Raw genomic sequence first — 17,419 nt, 5'->3', positions numbered from 1 at the left:
GTTGCTTCGCCACATATATCTGTTCACCAGGTCGTCACGCAGTACCGCGATGACGACGCGGCACAGGGGAGAGATATCTCGTTACCTATCGGTCTACAAAATATTCTAGCCTATGGACACCTAACGTATTTATAGCCGCGCCTTGTGTGGCAAGGTAAGCAACACCTTTAAACTCCACTATAGAAATATTAGTGCTGCTGTTTTTTATGAAAGTCACGCTGGAAATACCCATACCGATTAAGGTAAAGAAACAATGATCGTTTTAGATCCCTGAAACACCCCAATACTGCCATCATATCCCATCAGCGTGGAACTTAAGGTCAGCGTTACCCCTTGCGGCGTTGCCTCAACGACTTTCCCTTCACCTAAATCCTTGCCATCTATTTTCAGTTCACTCCGGAACTGTTTCCCACCATTAAAGTAAACGCTGCCGACTCTGTCTGCCGACATAATTCGCACCGGATATTTGGAACTGCACGTCACATGCAGCGAGGTGCTAACAGTCTGACCATTCACCTCCTCGTCACGCAGCACGCCATGGCGCAGCTCAATCTCTTTTTCCGCCAGGTCACAATAGGTGGGATCGACCACCGGCGGAACACATTGCATCCCCCCAGGAAAACGAGCAGGGCCATAAGCCCCTCCGGGGTATCTCCCCCAATAGCCAAAAAATATACATACATCTTTGGCACCAAAACCTTGCTTACTATAGAATTCCTTATTAAAGAGCGCTGACTGGGCAAAGCTTTGCGCTAGTTCCCCCATGGTCTTGCTGGTCGTGATCCCTGGGAAGCTCACTTCATTCATGGGAGACCCCGCCGTCCAATTGGTTGTTACAAAAAAGGTGACATTACATAAATAAGAACAGCCATACATTGGATTCGGCGTGACATCACCAGTATCCCAGTAAGTGACTTTGGCAAAATACTGTTTTTCTCTGGGGGAATATCGAATGTCAGCACTCCACCCCGCCCACGCGCCTGAAGTATATAAGAGCAGTAATATAAAAAAACTTCTTACTACATTTGATCTGGCTAACGTGTTAACCATTATATTGAGTCTCGCTCACTGAACCTATTAAGAATACGAGGCATGAGTCAGCTACCGTGAATATCAATTTCAGGCAACTGTAGTCACACCGGCATAAGCATCTTGCTCTCTTTCTCGTCATTTCTCCTCGCGCAGTTAACAACTGCGAGCTCACTCATATTTAAGCAGGAACGATGCGGAGGCATTGAACGCACCCGGCACCAGCTCCGTATTCACTTTCCGGACAGGCACCACCTGGAAATTAAGATCCATATCAGCCAGACCGTTAATCGCACCGCCGACGCCAAGATCAACAAAAGCGCCATTTTTTTGCCACTGCGCCTTAATCCCCAACCCCTTGACGTTAGTGGCCAACGCCGCCGTATCAAAACTACTGGGTTGACCGACATAGTAAATCTTATAGGCAACATCGAATTCCGCCGGGCAACTCACCTTCACCGAAAACGACTTCTTGTAACGCTCCCCATCGATTTTATTAACGCCCACCGTTTCAAAATCCACGTTTATCGGTTGCCCATCATTGAGCTCACAGGGCACATCCTCGCGTAGCGTCCCTTTGAAACTCATGTTTTCCACTGCTATCCCCTCTCGAGCAGTGATACCCAATAGGATGAGGCAAACTATGCCAAGCTTTTTCATCGTTGCCTCTCCTCTATTGATAGGCTAGCAGCAGGGTGGCGCCGGCAGTAAAGTCACCGCCGGGCAGCTTCGCATTCGCTCTTTTTACCGGAACAGCCTCTAATGGCGGAGCCTGACTACCCGAGTAGGTGAACTTCAGCCAGCTATTAATGGGCAATGGCTTCCCATCAGAACGAAATGCCACCCCGAAGTCGCTGATATTAGTCCGCAGCGCGGAAGCATCGAACGCGGTCGCACCGCCTTGAATTTTCATCTGCATGGCATTGGACTTAATGCCCGAACATTTCAGCGTATAATCAACCGATTTCTTATAATTGTTGCCATCCACCTTGACCGTCAGGATCTCGCCGAAGTCCACTTCGATGGTTTTATTGTCGTTAATCACGCAAGACGGTGTTTCCAGTACGGTGACGCTGACCGTCACAGTGGTCGCCGCATTGGCCAATGGTGACATTCCCACACAGAGAAGACACATCGCCGCATTGCGCCAAAGGCTGCAACTACCGGCCGGGCTGAATATGTGCGCCATACTTCTCAACTCCTTAGTCATAGCTCAGGCTAAAATCCATCGTGGCACGATAGGCTCCGGCCGCCAGACGGGCCGCCGTGCGTTCCGGCGCCACGCTATAGCTCAAGGTATTCTGCCCCGGCGTCAGCAGCAGCGGTTCCCCGCGGCTGCCCAGCCGCACATCCTGTCCACGGCTGTCGGTAAGACGCAATCCCAACCCGGCAATACCCTGAGCCCTGACCAGCTGCGGATTATCCGCATCCTGCCCGGCGCGGAAAGTGACCGTTACCGCCGGTTGATCATTGGCCCAGGTTAAGGCGCCGGTGCGTGAATCCCGGCTGCCGGCCGGGCTGCGCAGGCAGTCTCTCAGCCGTAACTCAAAGGCTACCGGCGCGCCGCGGTCACCAATATTCTGCAGGCGCCCGGTGCCGATCTCCCCCAGGCTGATAACCTGCCACGCGCTTTCCATCTCCAGCCGACAGGCGCTCTCCGTCAGCGCGCCGCGCACCTGCAGCACGCCATTGGCGCCGTCAGTGTACCAGTTATCCGCCACCTGCCCTTGCGCAGCCGGCATCAGCCACAGCATCGCCCCGAGGGTGAGAGGCACCATCAGCGCCAGCCCACCCAAGGTGCCGTAATACCGACAGTCGTGACGCTCCGGCAGGTGTTTTCTCAGTTTCTCGCTCATCCATTGCATCTTTATTCCTCCCGATGACCCGCCGCAGCCGGTGGTGTTACGACTTGCTCTTTTCCGGCACGACCTGGCAGGCGTTGCCGCTGCAGTTAAAGCTCAGCTGCGGGCGACCGCCGTAGTCGTTGATATAGGTCAGCACCGGGCCGTTACCCAACGCGCTGGCGTTGACGCCGAGCGGCGCACTGCTCTTCGGCGGCACCATCAACGGCTCGAAACCTTGCACGCCAGCCACGCCTTTCCTGGCCCCTGCGTCCACCAAAGTGACGTAATAAGGCGTCGGGTTATTCACCACATACTTGTCGCCCTGCTTGCTCAGCGTCAGCTGCTCTTGCCATGGCGCGGCATTCTGCTGCGGTGCAATCGCCGACGGGCGATAGAACAGCTTGATGCGCGTCTGCAGCGCAATCTGCAGCGTATTCGGCTTGTCGCTCTTCGGCGGGATCTCACGCAGGTTGAAGTAGTAGAGCGATTCCCTGTCCTGCGGCAGCTGTTTGGTCGCCGGCAGCGCCTGGATCTTCACCTGGCTCGGCTTGCCCGGCTCCACGCGCTGCACCGGCGGCAACACGGCCAGGGGGCTCTGGATCTTGTTGCCCTTTTCGTCCTCCAGCCAGCCCTGCGCCAGGTATGGCAACTGCTTGTTCTGGTTGCTGATATTCAGGCTGACAGACTTTTCGCTGCCGTCGAAGATCACCCGGGTGCGATCCAGCGCGATAGCGGCCTGCGCCTGCGGCGCCAGCAGCGCGCCCAACAGCGCGGCGGTCAGCAATTGATGTTTGCTCATGGTAAAGTTCTTTTTCATACGTTTATCACTCTTACAGATTCAAATAGGGTGTTCGCGTTCATTACGCCTCTGGCTCATTGGCCGGCAACGCCCGGCACGGCAGCAGCAGGTTGCTCATCATGTCAGCCGGCAACGCTTGCGGCAGGCTGATGGCGCACTGCGCCGCGCCGTTCCAGTGCACGGTCATGCTTTCACCTGGCCGGATGCCGCTCAGGTAGACGCTGCCGCCGTCGTTCACAATCCCTGTATCCTGTTTGCTGGCGTTCATCACCGTGGCGCCGAACGGCGGCGTGCTGCCGTCCGCCAGCCGGATAACCGCCATCGCCTTCTCCCCGGCGAGCACATCAAACTTGCGATAACCGATTGCGCCTTCGGTCAGGGTGGCCTGCACCACCGATTTGGTGGCCTCGGCGTTATCCCCCAGTTGGTTCAGATCGATGCTGGCCTTGTTGCGGTAGTAGCTGTTAACGTCCGTCACCACCGCCTTGCCCCAGCGGTTGGTATCTACGGTGCTGCCGTAACCACGCACCGGCACCCCGGCCACGCCGCCGGTATCCAGCAGCAGCCGGGTACTGCCCGGCATGCCGATGCGGTGCAGCGCTCCGCCTTCTGCCGTTAAGGTCGCACCGCCCTGCGCGCTGAAGCCCAGCGCGCTGTAGCTGCCCTGCTGATAGCTGGCGTTGGCGCTCAACTGGGCCATATCGCCCTCACGGCTGTAATAGCCGCTGAAGTTGGCGCCGTTTCTGGCGCTGCCGACGTTCAGCTGATAGTTGCTATGCTCATCCAACCGATCGTAATACCCCACTCGCTGGCTGCTGTCGTGACGGTTTACCGTCGCGCTGTAGCTCAGGTTGGCGCTCTGTCCCCACGGCAGCGACAGCGACAGGTACATGCCGTCGTCGTTGGTGTTTTCGTACTTGTTGCGGTACCCGGTCAACGACAGGCTCAGGTTGCGGAAGCGGCCGATATCGAAATAGCGCGACAGCGTCAGGTTGTAACGGTCATTGGCCGGTCGATCCCAATAGGTCTGGTGGTCATAGTTCAGGTACAGGCTCAGGCCGATATCCCGGAACTGCTGATTAAAGGTGATGGTGTACATCTCCTTGTTGTTGCCCACCCGGCCGCCGTAGTAGCGCGCGTCCAGATACTCGCTCATGCTCATAAAGTCCTGCTCCGAGAAGCGGTAGCCGGCGAAGGTCACCTGGCTGTCGGTCTCGTCGAAGGTCTTCGAATAGCTCAGGCGGTATGAACCGCCGCTCAGCGTGCCGTCCTGCTGCGGCAACCGCGCCCGCGACTGGGTGGCGTCGAACGACAGCGCGCCCAGCGCCATCAGATCGCGGCCGATACCCAACGAAGCCGCGTTGTAGTCGCCGCCGAACAGGCCGCCGCCGTACAGCGACCAACCGTTGCTCACCCCCCAGGAAAACTCGCCGGTGCCGAACAGCGGCCCATTGCTGCGATGCTGCCAGTCTGAAGGTTTGCCCGCCGCCATTTTGAAGCGCCAGGAACCGGGGCGCGTCAGGTATGGAATGCTGGCGGTGTTCATCTTGAACGCCTGCACGCTGCCGTCTTGCTCCTCCACCCGCACGTCCAACTCACCGGAGACCGCCTCGCTGATATCCTGGATGCGGAACGGCCCCGCCGCCACCTGAGTCTCATAAATCACCCGCCCCTGCTGGCTGATGGTGACTTTGGCGTTGGTTTTCGCCACCCCGACCACTTCCGGGGCATAGCCGCGCAGGTTCGGCGGCAACATGTTGTCGTCAGACACCAGGCTAACGCCGGTGAAACGGAAGCTGTCGAACAGGCCGGAGTTGAGGTAGTCCTCACCCAGCGTCAAGCGCGAGCGCAGCGCAGAAACGGCCCGATAGGCATAGTAACGGCTCCAGTCCAGCCGCTGATCGGTACCCTGGCCGCTGCCGGTTTGGTGATTGAGCTGCCCCTGCCAGTCAGCGCGCAATCGCCAGGCACCGACGTTGGCGCCGGCGGTACCGTTGCCGCTCAGGCTGTTACTCTGCCCACCGCTCCGCTCCTGGCGCTGAGTCTGGCCGTTAACGTTATAGTCAAACAGCAGGCCCGGAATGCCCTCATCCCAGCGCGACGGCGGATCCCAGTCAGGCGAGGAATATTCCAGATAAGCCTGCGGAATGCTCAAATACAGTGCTGCCGTGGCTAAATCGCCGCGCGCCTCCATGCCCTTCAGGCTGGCGATATCCAGACACTCGTCCTGATGCCACCAACGCAGTCCTTTCGACGCATCCGGTTTCAGCCCCAGCTGTTCCACCAGCGCCGGTGAAATACAGGCCTGGCTGCCCTGAGCATCGTCATCCGGCGGATAAAAACTGACGCTCTGTTCCGGCAATTCATTGTTATTAAGATGAATCACCATGGCATAGGCGCCCGGCATGATATAGCCGCTGCGTGAAAACTGGCTCAGGTCGATATTTTTTCTATCGTTCACGTCCAAAATATCGGTATTAAACTGAATGCCATCCTCGGCTTCTGCCTTTGGCGTTAAATGCGCTAACGCCAGAAATATACCGATACTTAGCGCATGAGGACGAAACAGCTTCCATGCAGGAGAAAAAAACATATCCACGACCCTGTTTATTTAATAGTATTTATCGGCAGAGCTCAGCCTCAGTAATAGTCCATTTTAAAACGCACCGCAGAATAATACTCTCCTGCCTGCAGTGGCTGATTATTAGCGACCAGCCGCATTTGGTAGTTAAGCAGCATTCTTTCCGGCAATACTTCTCGAATGGGCAATGGGTTTCCTGGGTGGGCAATATTTCCTTCTGCATCGACGATTTGCAATCCGATGCCTTTTGCCCCACCATGCATCTCAAATAACTCCCCCGTCGGCATCCCCGTCAAAAGTCACCCGAAAACCACTCCAGTCTGGCAAATTACTCTCAGCCCGAGATAAAACACAGTTAATTAGCTCAATGGAGAAATAACTAGCTCCCCCGCTGCCGTCACGAATAATATCTGCAACCGGTGTGACATCCATATCGATTAACTGTTCCCGACTGCCGGCGGCAATAGCGCAGGCGGTATTGATAATGGCTCCTTGCATATTGACCTGTCCCCATCCTTGACTGGGGCGAGCGGCCTGAACGTTATCCACGATTAACATTAAGGACAATAGGCAGGGAAGCATTAATTTTGCAGGAAAATAACTCATTGAATGCTCCCTATTCACAGAATTTCCACCGCACGAATCCCGGGAAAAGCATGCGGGCAAGCCCGCATGCTGCATTATCACTGCACAACCGGACTTACTGGTAAGCCAGGGTGAAGTCAGCCACGGACTGGAAGTCACCCGGGGTGATAACAGCGTTAGAAGCCTTGTTACCCTGCAGGTAAGCGGAGAAGCTCAGGGTGTTATTGCCATTGCCCAGCGTTTGCGCTGAAGAAGCTTTACCCAGCTCGATCACCTTGCCGGAACCGTCGGTGATGGCGATGCCAGCGCCCTTAGCAGTACCGGTAATGCCCAGCAGCTTAGCGTCCTCTACTGAAGCTGCGCCGGTGAAGGTGATAGCTACAGCATTATTCTTGCCAACGCCATTTGCATCACCAGCGTTCAGCTCGCAGTTTTCCAGCTTAATCTGGAAGTTTTTCGGCGTAGACTGGCCGCCGTTTTTCAGCGCCACGTTGGAAACCTGGCCCAGGTTAACGGTCTGGTCTACGGTTTCCGGGGTAATTGAGCAAGGTGCGTCAATGATCGCGCCTTTAAAGGTTACGGTGCCGTGGCCCTGGTCTTTTGCGTGAGCCACAGACGCTACGCCGAAAGCCAATACTGCTGCCATCATGATTTTATTCAGTTTCATATTAAATCCCTTACATTCCTTAGTAAGAAAGAGGTACTTATTGACGTCAATTAGATCAACAATTCACTCTTGATGTTTAACGCGCCGCTTTATTGTCGAGCGCAGATTCTTTCGCTGATACCTGCCTTTCAGCGTTCCGTATCAGTGGCAACAAATTTACCCCGCCCAAATCAAAAATAAAACGTTATGTCGTAAAAAGACAAAAACACAGGATTTAAATGTGAAAAATACACATCAAATAGGTTTAAATCCCAAAAAATAGAAATTAAATGACCTTATTTATTTTTTAATACTTATACACTTAGACCCGGATTAATATAATTATATGAATAGAGGGAAAAATCCTATTGACCATTAATAAGAAGGATTGAAAAAACAGCACACAGGTCTCAGAATCATCTCTCGACAGGTACGTTGACAGGTTGAAAAAATGATTTTCCATATAAATGACAACGTTCTCTATGATGAAGATGAGAACACATTGTCGCATATTGATAATGCGACAACTAAAATAGTCTTACTTAGACCCAGCGCCAGGCTGTTATCTCTGTTCATCCGTAACAATAATGTGTTACTAATGCGTGAAAAGCTGCTTAATGATGTCTGGGTTGAGCACGGACTTAAAGCCTCGAACAATAATCTGAATAACTATGTATCAGGGTTGCGCAAATCGCTGGCGCAGTTCGGCGAAGAGGCGCTTATTGTCACCTATCCGCGTCAGGGGTTTAAGTTCACCGCAGATATCATTCATGAAGTAAATAACAATGAGGAGGTAAAAAAACCGGAAAACAACCCAGAAGGAGATACTGAAGTCAGTAAGCTGACCAATAAAAAAGCGCAGCGTAATAGCGTCAATAGCCCATTCAGGCATCTGGCCATGGCATTCTTTGCCTGCCTGGTGCCATTTGCCGCTATCGTGCTTTATCAAAACGCCACCCGTATCAGCATGTATCCTTTAGGCGACTACGATCGCTGCCAAATATACAGTATGAATTCGGGGAGCGGCCACTTATCCGAAATCAAGCGATTTATCCAGCGCGCTGGTTTTAATTGTAGAAGTAAAGCTGACGTGTATTACTATGATAACATTCGCGATGAAGCTTCGCAGAAAGGCAAAGAGCTGTTAACCTTCTGCCCACGAGAAAAAAGCAGTCCGTGTATCTACAATTATATCGACAAAGAATAGCATTGATATTGCAAGATGTTACCTCACCAGGCCATCTCACTCTCAGGATCCCCTTGCCCTAGCCAAGGGGATTTATCTTAGGGTGTAGCACACACCAATAACGGCGCATGGTTATCGGCAAACAAGAAATGCCGGCTATCAATTTGCTCGATACGCCAGTGTAGTTGCGTCCCTTTCATCGGTAACCTACGGTTCAAATCCTCACGTACCATAGAATCATGGGGCTTAATGATATTATCCTTGACCAACAAGGTGTAGTTTTTCCCCTGCCGCTTGTAGTCCACAAGCAATACACGCTCAATAACGTAGCGATTTTCCCCGTCATACAGCCTGCCATTCAGCAGGATTGACATACTCCGCCGCCCTTCGGGAACAAAACTCACCAGTAAAACGCGTTCGATGCTCTTACCCGCAATGTTGTCAGTCACATGCTCAACCGCCTGACAAGCTGGTATCTGCGGTTCAAAGAACAGAAAGTATGCGGAGGTGACGCAGCACCCCATAGCCAACAGCGCGGTTATGATATAGCCGTATCGTTTTTTCATCGCGCTACAGGCCCCAGCTTTCATAAAAATTCTCGCATTGCGCCTTATCATTCGCAATTTGCGTCTGAGGGCAATAATAAAAATAAGAGCTTCGTGTCTTACCAGAGCCATTTGGCGTTAACGTTTGAGTATCATAGTAAAGCAACAGCGCCGGTTCATTACATCGTATCTGCGGTCGCTGCTTCAGCATATTGCGCAAGTGCGTCAAATCGACCTGATTGCTTCCCGGCTTATGGTAAGACGTTACAAACTGCACACGGCAACTACCAATTTTCCCTACATCTATCACGCTGAGCGACGGATAACCTGCATCGCACCACGCCCAAATACCGCTGCCCAACGCCAGAACCAACAAAGCCGCCAGCCCGGCGGCTTTGAAACGCGTATAGCTGCGTACAGCGGCGGAGCCTACCTCAGAGGGGATACCCACATCCTGGCCCACCTCCGGAGCCGGATCCTCTGCGGGCGCCTGGCTGTCCGCCGTTTTGATCGTAGCGGCGGTGAACATAAAACCTTGCCGCGGCAAGGTGACGATGATCTCCTCCTCGCCAAGCGAAGAGAACGCCTTGCGTAAAATTGAAATGGTATTGTTGAGGTTATTACCGGAAGCGACCTGACCGTGAGCCTCCCACACCTGCGTCAACAACGTCTCTCTGGATAACACCAGATTGTTGTTTCTGACTAATGTGGAAAGCAGGCGGTTCAGTGTGGCCGTCAGCATAATCGGCGGGATATCGTCATGCACCGAGACCAATTCCGATCTATCTTCGTGATATTTAATATTATTATTAATTATGTATCTCATACATTCCCTGCGCTACAAACCATGTCAACGCCAATTCCCCACCAAACAACATGATATTAGCACAGCAATTATAATAAGAAAATTCTTACGAATTAAATATAAATTCATATAAAACAATAAAATAAGAACAATAAATCATAGAGAATAGCGGAACCTTGGGCGCAGCTAAGGCTCCCTGCCTTCGCTTGATGCGACAACGTTCATTGCGATATATATAAAAAAACCCGCCATAACGGCGGGCTAATTCGGTTTGAAATTTATCAAACTAAGCGAGCAATTTGCCGCTCCTGCCAACGCCCAAACAGCAACAGGCCGCATATCGCCCCCAGCAGCGCGCAGAACATGTCGGACTGGGTGTCCCACGGGTCGCCCTGGGTGCCGAGAAACTCGTCGGCGCCCTGGCCCAGCGCCAGCGCCGCCCACCACTCGATCAGCTCATACAGGGCGCTGATCGCCAGCGCGATGCAGCACACCACGAAGCCCAACATCTTGCTCCCCTGCACATAACCACCGCGCAGCAGGATCTCGCGCGCCGCCAGCGCCGGCACCAGCCCCTGGAAGAAGTGCCCCAGTTTGTCGTACGGGTTACGGCCAAGACCCAGCCACTGCTGCACCTCAAACCCCAGCGGCACGCGGGCATAGCTGTACATGCCGCCAAAAATCAGGATCAGCGCGTGGAAGAAAATCAGCGTGTAGAGCAGCGGCGTCAGCGGGTAACGGCGGTGGGTCAGCCACAGCAGCGGCAAAACGATCAAGACCGGCGCCACCTCCATCAGCCAGGTGGTGCGATCGTAAGGGCTGGTGCCGCTGTGGATCAGCGCGGCCAGCAGCAGCAGAGTGATAACGGACAACAACAGCGGTGCGCGTGAGACGGGCATAACCAACGTTCCTTCGGGTCAATAAGGCAATCCACACTTTATACCGTAGATCGCACGGCGAAAAAAAACAGGCGGAGCGTCGCCGCTTCGCCTGTTCGAGGGATACTTACCCTGCGCGGGATTACTTCAGCGCTACGCGGATCACGTCGTCCGGCGCGGTGGCTTCTTTCTCGCGGCTGGAAGCCTGCTTGACGCTGACATACAGCGTCTGGCCGTCCGGCGACAGCGCCAGGCTGTTCGGATGGGTCGGCGTCTTGATGGTGTTCAGCACCTTGTAGCTCTTGGCGTCGATCACGCTCACTTCGCCCGCCTGGCGATGGGTGACGTACACTTCATTGCGCGCCGGGTTGAACAGCACCGCCAGCGATTCCGGCACGTCGATCTTGCTCAGGATGTTGCCGTTACGGGTATCCACCACCAGCACCTGCGGCTGCTTGGAATCGGTGATGAAGGCGCGGTGCGTGGCGGTATCCAGGCTGATGTTCAGGAAGAAGTGCTCTTTAGACTCATCCAGCTTCTTGCGCGACAGCACCTTGTTGCTCTGGGTATCGATGGTCACCAGCTCGCCGTCGGCGTTGGTGACGTACAGGCGTTTGGCGGCGGCGTCCAGCGCCAGGCCGGTGCCGTATTTGCCGGTGTCGGTCACGGTGGCGCGCAGGGTCAGATCCTTGCCGTCCACCACCCACACCACGCTGGAATCCCCCAGCCCGGTGATGTACAGGGTATCGCTGTCGGCATCCGCCACTAGTTCACGCGGCGCCAGCGGCTTGACGGTTTCGGAGCGCTGGCGCGCGTCCAGCACCAGGCGGCCTTTCACGTCGCCGGTCTTGGCGTCGATGGCGGTCACCGAGTTATTGACGGTGTTACCGAAGAACAGCGTGCCGGTCTTGGCGTTGACGGCGGCGCCAAACGGCTTGATGTCGTTATGGATAATTTGGGTCACGTCCAGCGTGGTCGGATCCAGACGGTAAACGATGCCGCCCTTGTCCAGCTTGCGGCTCTGCGAGGTGGCCAGGTAGAGCGCGTTCTCGCTCGGGCTGTAGGCCATTTCATAGGCGCCTTTGCCGACCGGCTTGCGCAGCACTTCCGGCGCGGTTTGCGCCTGCAAAGTGTTGGAGAACAGCAGCGTAGACAGCAGCATCAGCGGAAATGCCGCACGTTTTCCCTTGGTGATCAAAGTATTCATCAAAATCTCCTTATAAAGCCAACAGGGTGGCCGAACGGCCGCCCTCTGCTCGTGATTAAAATCAGGCTTTCTCTTCGGAAAGCAGCGCCCACCAGCTGTCGATGGTCGGGTTGCGCGCCAGCGCGATAAAGTCGATGTCGCCGCGGATCTTGCGCCAGCGGGTCGCCAGTTCCATGATGCGCACCGAATCCAGGCCGTAATCGATCAGGTTTTCATCGTTGCCCATGTCCTCGCTGTCTTCGTCCAGCAGCGGCAGGATCTGCTGACGCAGCGCATCAATGCTGGCGATGCCGGCCGCCGGGAGCAGAGACGCGGTGGTCACCACCCGGCCGCAGCGGCCGGCGGTGTAGCGCAGCGCCATCAGGTGTTCGTCGCGCGAGAAGTCCGCCAGACCGTCGGCCACCATGAACGGCTGGATGTTGCGCATGAAGGCGTCGATGGCGGTGGTCAGGCAGCCGATGTGCGCATACACGCCGCAGATGATCAGCTGATCGCGGCCGGACTCCTGCAGGATTTCCTGCAGCGGCGAGCGATGGAAGGCGCTGTAGCGCCATTTCACCAGCACCGTATCGTCTTCGTCCGGCGCCAGCGCGGCGGTCACCGCCTGCTGCTCGGGGTGTTTGTTCAGACCCGGCCCCCACATGTCGTTCAATAGCGCGCGATCTTCATCGCTCTGCTGGTTCGGCTGCGCGGTATAGAACACCGGAATGCCCTGCTGTTTGCAGTAACGACGCAGGTTGGCGATGTTCTCCACCACCTGTTTAATCAGCGCGCTGTCCTCGCCCCAGAAGTTGAGGAAATACTGCTGCATATCGTGGATCAGCAGCGCGGCGCGCTGCGGTTCTACCTGCCAGGTGACTTTATTTTGCGGCAGTTCGTCCGCCGTCGGCAGCGCGTAATCATTAAGTTTTGGAATGGCCATCAATTAATCTCCCTGAGCCTGAGTCTGTAGTTGCGCGTCGAGCTGCTGGCGCAGCCGTTTTTTGTCCACTTTGCCGACCGGAGTCAGCGGCAGGCTGTCCACCTGAATAAAGCGATCCGGCAGTTTGAAGTCCGCCACGCCCTGTTCGCGCAGGTGACGGCGCAGCACTACCGGCTTCAGCGGCGCGTTGGCAATGATATAGGCGCAGCTCTTCTCCCCCATCAGCGCATCCGGCATCGACACCAGTGCGGCGTTGATCACGTCCGAATGACGCAGCAGCAGGTTCTCGATCTCCTCGGCGGCGATCTTCTCCCCGCCGCGGTTGATCTGGTCTTTCTGCCGCCCCTGCACGGTGATGTAGCCGTCTTCGCTGATGCTGATCAGATCGCCGGAGCAATAGAAACCGTCGGCGTCAAAGGCATCGGCGTTGTGCGCCGGGCTCTGGTAGTAACCGCGGAAGGTGTAAGGCCCGCGCGTCATCAGCCGCCCAACCTCGCCCGCCGGTAACGGATTGCCGTCGTCATCCGCCACCCACACTTCGTCGTCCGGCGACATCGGCCGCCCTTGCGTCGCCAGAATGTGGCGTTCGTCGTCGTCCAGCCGGGTGTAGTTCACCAGCCCTTCCGCCATGCCGAACACTTGCTGCAGTTGGCAGCCGATTTCGTTCTGAATGCGTGCCGCCAGCGTTTCGCCCAGCTTGGCGCCGCCCACCTGCAGCAGTTTCAGGCTGGCGAGCTGGGCATTGCCGCCCCACTCTTCGATCGCCTGCAGCCACAGCGTGACCGCCGGCGGCACCAGCGCCGTCACGTTGATTTGGTGCTGTTCGATCAGGCGGAAGCATTGCCCGGCGTCCGGATCGGCGGCGAACACCACCAGCCCGGCGCCATAAAACACGCCCAGCACGCCCGGCGAACTCATCGGGTAGTTGTGCGCCACCGGCAGCGCGCACAGATAGCGGGTCTGCGCGTCGAAACGGCAGATCTCCACGCTGCGGCGAATGCTGTAGTAGTAATCATTGTGGGTGCGCGGGATCAGCTTCGGCGTACCGGTGCTGCCGCCGGAAAGCTGGAAGAACGCCACCCGATCGGCCGCGGAAGGCTGCGCGACGAAACCGTCGCTCGCTTCGTCCAGCCAGGCGGCCAGCGCCAGCTCGCCCTCAGCCTGGCTGCGCAGCGCCACGACGCGCAGCGAAGGATGCGCATCGCGGAAGGCGTTCAGGAATTGATCGTCGGCAAACAGCGCGTGCCGGCGATCGGCGATCAGCAGCGCCGGTTTGATCTGCTCGGCATAGGCGTTCAGCTCACTGCGCTGATGGCTGAACAGCGCATTGACCGGCGCCACGCCAATTTTCAGCAGCGCGAAGAACACGATATAGAACTCCGCCACGTTGCCCAGCTGCACCAGCGCGGTGTCGCCGGATTTTACGCCGCGGCGCAGCAAAGCGGCTGCCAGACGATCGGAACGCTGCTGCAGCTCGCGGTAGGTCAGGCTGCCCTGGGCGTCGATAATCGCCGGGGCGTCGTTGTTGGCCTGGCGGTCGAGGATCTCGGTCAGCGGTTTGTCAATCCAGTAGCCGCGCTCGCGATAGCGGCTGGCGAACTCCGCCGGCCAGGGGGTAAAGGCAATGCTCATCTTGTCGTTATCCTTGATTTATACCAAAGGCACGCAGAATGGTGCTGAGTTTGGTGCCTGTTTCATGCCATTCAGATTCGGGTGAAGAGTCTTCCACGATGCCGGCGCCGGCGAACAGCCGCACCCGGTTGCCGTCAACGGTGCCACAGCGGATGGTGACCACCCACTCGCCGTTGCCTTCATCGTCGCACCAGCCGACGATGCCGCCGAACAGGCCGCGATCGAACGGCTCCAGCTTGCCGATCAGGGCGTGCGCCTGGGCCGTCGGCATGCCGCACAGCGCCGGCGTCGGGTGCAACAGGCAGGCCAGCGACAGGGCGTTTTCGTCGGGAGATGCCGCCTCGCCGTCGATCGGCGTGGAGAGATGCCACAGCGTGGTGGTGGTCAGCAGTTCAGGGGTTTGCGGCACGTTCAGGTAGCGGCAGCGGCCGGCCAGCACGTCACGCATGCTTTCGGTGACGATGCGGTGCTCGTGGCGATCTTTCGCCGAGGCCATCAGCCGCTCTCCCACTTCGCGATCGCGCTCTGGGTCGGCCTCGCGCCGGGCGGAACCGGCCAGCGGGTTGGAATAGAAACGGCCGCCGTCCTGGCGCAGCAGCAGCTCGGGGCTAGCGCCCAACAGCGCGCCCTGCTCCAGCGGCACATGGAAATGGAAACCGTGCGGGTTTTGGGCAATCACGCGCGCCATCAGCGCATGGCGATCCACCGGCTGACGCGTTTCGATCTCCAGCAGGCGCGACAAGACCACTTTGTCCAACTCACCGGCCTTCATCGCGTCGACGGCGTCGCTGACCATATTCATGAACGGCTGCTGTGGCGGCAGTTCCGTTACCCCGGCCAGCTCCGGCCCATCCGCCGCCGGCCTAACGCCGGCCATAAAGGCGGCGCGATCGAACCAGCGGCTCTGCTGCGGAATAAACAGCGCCGAAGGCTGCCGGGTATCGAACGGGATGGCGCCGCACAGCAGCGGCTTTTTGATGCCGGCCTGGCGGGCCTCGGCAAACGCCTGCCGTACGCTGCGCTGGAACTCGCCGTTCAGATCGGCGCCGTCTGCGGCCGGCAGGCGAATGCGGCTGAAACAACCGGTGGTGGTCAGACTACGGAAAGGAGAAGTAAAGAAGAAGCCCGACGCGGGAGAAAAATCAGCGGCAAATCGCTGCTCTTCGCACTCCTGCACTTCCTTTCGATTGATGTCGTTCACGGCAGTATCCATCGCTTCGCCCTCAAGAATTTGAAGTGATAACCAATATAATAATGATTATCATTTGAGTTAATTCCGCGCTAAATTACTCGCCGATATTTGCTATGTCAATAAACGTAAGCACTTCTTTCATTTCGAAATCATGACATAAACGCTGTGGGTTTTACGCATGCCGATGATAAGCATTGCTATTTGATCCCACAGCGTTGTTTTAACGCGTTCGACTACTTTTCTGTGGCGGGCTGCGGCTCCGGTTTGTGCAGCGTAACCTGGCGCAAACCGGTCATGGCGAACAGCAACAGGATGCCGAGCAGCGCCGCGCCGAAGCCGAAACCGCTGGCGCTCATCGCCGGCAGCATAAAGGCGCCCATCGCCCCCAGCAGCAACGCGCCCAGCGCATCGCCCACCACGTTCTGCGCCGTCCACAGGCCATTGATGCGGCCGAGGAAGTTGTCCGGCGTCAGGCTCTGGATCAGACCGTATTGCAGCAGCGAGTTCAGCGCGCTCAGGTAGCCGAACGCCACCAGGCACAGTAACGCCAGGCTGTACCACGGCATCAGGCCGAACAGGCCGATGGCGGCGAACGCCGCGATCGCCGTCAGCAGCATCACCCAGCCGGGGCGCGCCACATGCGCCACGCGCCCGCTGGTGAACGCGCCGATGGCGGCGCCGAGCGGCACGGCGGCGTACATATAACCGAGGTGGGCAGCGTCGATGTGCCAGCCTTCCGCCATCGCCGGGTACAGCACGCGCACCGCGCTGGCCATGGTCAGCAGCGCGCCGATCAGTGCCACCATGCCGATCACCTTGTTCTGGAACAGGAAGGCGAAACCGCCCGCCAGCGCGCGCAGCGGGTGTTCACGCGGCTGCGGCGGCGGCATCAGCTGCGGCAGACTCAGCAGCGGCAGCAGCGTCAGCAGGGTGCCGAACGCCGCCAGACCGTAGTTCCAGGTGATGCCCATATGGGCGATCACCAGGCCGCCGATCGCCGGAGAAAGAATCGAGCCGAAGCGCACCGTCAGCATGCTGATGGCGCCCGCCTGCACGATGTTTTCGCGGCCCACCAGCGCCGGCGTGGCCGCCAGCAGCGCCGTCACCCCCACCGCGCCAAAGAAGCCGTCCCACACCGCCAGCAGATAAATGGCCGCCAGCGAAGGCGACGGCAACAGGGCATTGAGACACAGGCCGACAAATCCGACGCCGCAGGTGGAACGCGCAAACAGAATCAGCCGGCGTCGCTCATAGCGATCGGCCAATACGCCCCCCATCAGCAGCCCGGCGAACATGCCGCCGCCGGCCAGCGTCACCGCCAGCCCGACCTGCAGGGTGGAACCGGTCAGCGCCTGGATCTGCACCGGGATGGCGATCGCCATCAGTCCCAGCGCCACAATGGAGATAAAGCGCGCGCAGAACACCGCGCGGAAAGCCCGGTTGGTTTTCAGCAGGCTGAAATCAAGCAGGATGGAGGGTTTGCTACTCATCGGTTGTTCACCACATCTTTAAACGGGGATTCTGCAGTTGCGGGGCGCTATGCTAGCACAGATGACGAAATCAATAAT

Annotated in this window: 16 protein-coding genes and 1 pseudogene; 1 reads left to right on the top strand and 16 read right to left on the bottom strand. The window is 57.0% G+C overall.

Translation table 11 applies throughout. From position 1 onward, the window contains the following. Positions 1 to 237 precede the first annotated feature (237 nt). The 8 genes and pseudogenes from AC2CGI_RS13035 to AC2CGI_RS13000 all read right to left on the bottom strand — a co-directional run bounded on the left by AC2CGI_RS13035 (position 238) and on the right by AC2CGI_RS13000 (position 7,505). On the bottom strand, positions 238 to 1,050 hold the full coding sequence (locus AC2CGI_RS13035; RefSeq protein WP_130054899.1) for an MrpH family fimbial adhesin: 813 nt from the start codon (positions 1,048 to 1,050) through the stop codon (positions 238 to 240). A 150-nt stretch (positions 1,051 to 1,200) separates the two neighbouring features. Then, entirely contained in the window at positions 1,201 to 1,689 is a 489-nt protein-coding gene (locus AC2CGI_RS13030) for a fimbrial protein (RefSeq protein WP_015376360.1), read from the bottom strand. Positions 1,690 to 1,702: 13 nt separating this feature from the next. Beyond that, positions 1,703 to 2,218 (bottom strand): fimbrial protein, encoded by a 516-nt coding sequence (locus tag AC2CGI_RS13025; protein ID WP_015376359.1) that lies wholly within the window; start codon positions 2,216 to 2,218, stop codon positions 1,703 to 1,705. Between the two features lie 13 nt (positions 2,219 to 2,231). Continuing rightward, a complete protein-coding gene (locus AC2CGI_RS13020) occupies positions 2,232 to 2,894 on the bottom strand; it encodes a fimbrial protein (protein ID WP_076740809.1) in 663 nt (220 codons plus the stop codon). Positions 2,895 to 2,931: 37 nt separating this feature from the next. Continuing rightward, complete coding sequence (locus AC2CGI_RS13015; RefSeq protein ID WP_075686649.1) at positions 2,932 to 3,690, bottom strand: fimbria/pilus periplasmic chaperone; 759 nt, start codon at positions 3,688 to 3,690, stop codon at positions 2,932 to 2,934. Between the two features lie 43 nt (positions 3,691 to 3,733). Beyond that, the gene (locus AC2CGI_RS13010) at positions 3,734 to 6,265 is read right to left on the bottom strand and encodes an outer membrane usher protein (RefSeq protein WP_076740808.1); all 2,532 of its coding nucleotides are present in this window, start codon (positions 6,263 to 6,265) and stop codon (positions 3,734 to 3,736) included. A gap of 47 nt (positions 6,266 to 6,312) precedes the next feature. Continuing rightward, positions 6,313 to 6,835: pseudogene (locus AC2CGI_RS13005) on the bottom strand (fimbrial protein). A 118-nt stretch (positions 6,836 to 6,953) separates the two neighbouring features. Continuing rightward, the gene (locus AC2CGI_RS13000; RefSeq protein WP_015376354.1) at positions 6,954 to 7,505 is read right to left on the bottom strand and encodes a fimbrial protein; all 552 of its coding nucleotides are present in this window, start codon (positions 7,503 to 7,505) and stop codon (positions 6,954 to 6,956) included. A gap of 430 nt (positions 7,506 to 7,935) precedes the next feature. Between AC2CGI_RS13000 and AC2CGI_RS12995 the strand changes: the two genes are divergently transcribed. Further along, positions 7,936 to 8,691 (top strand): winged helix-turn-helix domain-containing protein, encoded by a 756-nt coding sequence (locus tag AC2CGI_RS12995; RefSeq protein WP_076740807.1) that lies wholly within the window; start codon positions 7,936 to 7,938, stop codon positions 8,689 to 8,691. Between the two features lie 77 nt (positions 8,692 to 8,768). On the opposite strand, the gene AC2CGI_RS12990 is transcribed toward AC2CGI_RS12995, so the two are convergent. The 8 genes from AC2CGI_RS12990 to entS all read right to left on the bottom strand — a co-directional run bounded on the left by AC2CGI_RS12990 (position 8,769) and on the right by entS (position 17,341). Next, a complete protein-coding gene (locus AC2CGI_RS12990; protein ID WP_484593954.1) occupies positions 8,769 to 9,236 on the bottom strand; it encodes a hypothetical protein in 468 nt (155 codons plus the stop codon). Positions 9,237 to 9,240: 4 nt separating this feature from the next. Next, a complete protein-coding gene (locus tag AC2CGI_RS12985) occupies positions 9,241 to 10,041 on the bottom strand; it encodes a winged helix-turn-helix domain-containing protein (protein WP_076740805.1) in 801 nt (266 codons plus the stop codon). Positions 10,042 to 10,301: 260 nt separating this feature from the next. Beyond that, positions 10,302 to 10,919, bottom strand: a complete 618-nt coding sequence (locus AC2CGI_RS12980) for a DUF2238 domain-containing protein (protein WP_076740804.1) — start codon at positions 10,917 to 10,919, stop codon at positions 10,302 to 10,304. A 121-nt stretch (positions 10,920 to 11,040) separates the two neighbouring features. After that, positions 11,041 to 12,060 (bottom strand): 7-bladed beta-propeller protein YncE, encoded by a 1,020-nt coding sequence (gene yncE, locus AC2CGI_RS12975; RefSeq protein WP_370456249.1) that lies wholly within the window; start codon positions 12,058 to 12,060, stop codon positions 11,041 to 11,043. A gap of 106 nt (positions 12,061 to 12,166) precedes the next feature. Next, positions 12,167 to 13,027: an isochorismatase gene (locus AC2CGI_RS12970; RefSeq protein ID WP_004930014.1), complete on the bottom strand. Its 861-nt coding sequence runs from the start codon at positions 13,025 to 13,027 to the stop codon at positions 12,167 to 12,169. Between the two features lie 3 nt (positions 13,028 to 13,030). Then, a complete protein-coding gene (locus AC2CGI_RS12965; RefSeq protein WP_076740803.1) occupies positions 13,031 to 14,659 on the bottom strand; it encodes a (2,3-dihydroxybenzoyl)adenylate synthase in 1,629 nt (542 codons plus the stop codon). Positions 14,660 to 14,666: 7 nt separating this feature from the next. Next, positions 14,667 to 15,872: an isochorismate synthase gene (locus AC2CGI_RS12960; RefSeq protein WP_015376346.1), complete on the bottom strand. Its 1,206-nt coding sequence runs from the start codon at positions 15,870 to 15,872 to the stop codon at positions 14,667 to 14,669. 212 nt (positions 15,873 to 16,084) lie between these two features. Continuing rightward, the gene (gene entS / locus AC2CGI_RS12955; protein WP_015376345.1) at positions 16,085 to 17,341 is read right to left on the bottom strand and encodes an enterobactin transporter EntS; all 1,257 of its coding nucleotides are present in this window, start codon (positions 17,339 to 17,341) and stop codon (positions 16,085 to 16,087) included. Positions 17,342 to 17,419: the final 78 nt, after the last annotated feature.

It is taken from the genome of Serratia sp. LSHTC3, from assembly GCF_057197125.1.
This window is presented reverse-complemented; position numbering and strand designations above follow the sequence as displayed.

Excerpts from the sequence above, each read along its gene's own strand:
- AC2CGI_RS13035 (WP_130054899.1), bottom strand. The coding sequence starts at position 1,050 with ATGGTTAACACGTTAGCCAGATCAAATGTAGTAAGAAGTTTTTTTATA.
- AC2CGI_RS13030 (WP_015376360.1), bottom strand. The coding sequence starts at position 1,689 with ATGAAAAAGCTTGGCATAGTTTGCCTCATCCTATTGGGTATCACTGCT.
- AC2CGI_RS13025 (WP_015376359.1), bottom strand. The coding sequence starts at position 2,218 with ATGGCGCACATATTCAGCCCGGCCGGTAGTTGCAGCCTTTGGCGCAAT.
- AC2CGI_RS13020 (WP_076740809.1), bottom strand. The coding sequence starts at position 2,894 with ATGCAATGGATGAGCGAGAAACTGAGAAAACACCTGCCGGAGCGTCAC.
- AC2CGI_RS13015 (WP_075686649.1), bottom strand. The coding sequence starts at position 3,690 with ATGAAAAAGAACTTTACCATGAGCAAACATCAATTGCTGACCGCCGCG.
- AC2CGI_RS13010 (WP_076740808.1), bottom strand. The coding sequence starts at position 6,265 with ATGTTTTTTTCTCCTGCATGGAAGCTGTTTCGTCCTCATGCGCTAAGT.
- AC2CGI_RS13000 (WP_015376354.1), bottom strand. The coding sequence starts at position 7,505 with ATGAAACTGAATAAAATCATGATGGCAGCAGTATTGGCTTTCGGCGTA.
- AC2CGI_RS12995 (WP_076740807.1), top strand. The coding sequence starts at position 7,936 with ATGATTTTCCATATAAATGACAACGTTCTCTATGATGAAGATGAGAAC.
- AC2CGI_RS12990 (WP_484593954.1), bottom strand. The coding sequence starts at position 9,236 with ATGAAAAAACGATACGGCTATATCATAACCGCGCTGTTGGCTATGGGG.
- AC2CGI_RS12985 (WP_076740805.1), bottom strand. The coding sequence starts at position 10,041 with ATGAGATACATAATTAATAATAATATTAAATATCACGAAGATAGATCG.
- AC2CGI_RS12980 (WP_076740804.1), bottom strand. The coding sequence starts at position 10,919 with ATGCCCGTCTCACGCGCACCGCTGTTGTTGTCCGTTATCACTCTGCTG.
- yncE (WP_370456249.1), bottom strand. The coding sequence starts at position 12,060 with ATGCTGCTGTCTACGCTGCTGTTCTCCAACACTTTGCAGGCGCAAACC.
- AC2CGI_RS12970 (WP_004930014.1), bottom strand. The coding sequence starts at position 13,027 with ATGGCCATTCCAAAACTTAATGATTACGCGCTGCCGACGGCGGACGAA.
- AC2CGI_RS12965 (WP_076740803.1), bottom strand. The coding sequence starts at position 14,659 with ATGAGCATTGCCTTTACCCCCTGGCCGGCGGAGTTCGCCAGCCGCTAT.
- AC2CGI_RS12960 (WP_015376346.1), bottom strand. The coding sequence starts at position 15,872 with ATGGATACTGCCGTGAACGACATCAATCGAAAGGAAGTGCAGGAGTGC.
- entS (WP_015376345.1), bottom strand. The coding sequence starts at position 17,341 with ATGAGTAGCAAACCCTCCATCCTGCTTGATTTCAGCCTGCTGAAAACC.